The organism is Arthrobacter sp. AFG7.2 (genome assembly GCF_002892835.1).
Classification (GTDB): domain Bacteria; phylum Actinomycetota; class Actinomycetes; order Actinomycetales; family Micrococcaceae; genus Arthrobacter.
In genome coordinates this window covers 1-899 of record NZ_PJMB01000022.1, presented here as the reverse complement: position 1 = coordinate 899, position 899 = coordinate 1, and the positions used below count along the sequence as shown (strand labels likewise).

Here is an 899-nt window from a genome sequence, read left to right as displayed (position 1 = left end):
CGAACCGGCGGAAACGGACCAGTCTTCGGCGAGGATGCGCTGGGCCTCGATGGCCCAGGGCACGGAGACGCCGGAGGCGAGGATCTGGGTCCGGGGACCGTCGATCTTTGCCGGTGCCACGAGGTAGATGCCCTTGAGTACGCCTTCGACGTCCAGTTCCTCCGGTTCGGCGGGCTGGATGATCGGTTCGTTGTACACCGTGAGGTAGTACATCAGGTTCCGGTCCTCCGAGTCCGGCCCGTACATGCGTTCGATGCCGTCGCGGATGATGTGGCCCATTTCGTAGCCGTAGGCGGGGTCGTAGGTGACCACGGCGGGGTTGGTGGAGGCCAGGAGGGGGGAGTGGCCGTCGGCGTGCTGGAGGCCTTCGCCGGTGAGGGTGGTCCGGCCTGCGGTGGCGCCGATGATGAAGCCGCGGGTCATTTGGTCTGCTGCGGCCCAGAACGCGTCGCCGGTGCGCTGGAAGCCGAACATGGAGTAGAACACGTAGACCGGGATCAGCGGCACGCCGTGGGTGGCGTAGGCGGTGCCGGCGGCGGTGAATGCTGCGACGGCGCCGGCTTCGTTGATGCCGGGGTGGATGAGCTGGCCGGCGGGGGATTCCTTGTAGGCCAGGACGAGGTCCCGGTCCACGGAGAGGTAGTTCTGTCCCTTGGGGTTATAGATCTTCGCGGTGGGGAAGAACGCATCCATCCCGAAGGTGCGGGCCTCGTCGGGGATGATCGGGGCGATGTGCTTGCCGAATTCCTTGTCCCGCATCAGGTCCTTGAGGAGCCGGACGAAGGCCATGGTGGTGGCCGCCTGCTGCTTCCCCGAGCCGCGCTTGGCCACTTCGTAGGACTTGGCGTCGGGCAGGGTGATGGCCTGGTGCTTTGACCTGCGCTCCGGGACGGACCCGC

The 899-nt window shown here is 66.7% G+C and carries 1 pseudogene; it reads right to left on the bottom strand.

The features are described 5' to 3' along the window. Window positions 1–899, bottom strand: a pseudogene (locus CXX84_RS18905) (pyruvate dehydrogenase (acetyl-transferring), homodimeric type); the annotation flags it as partial.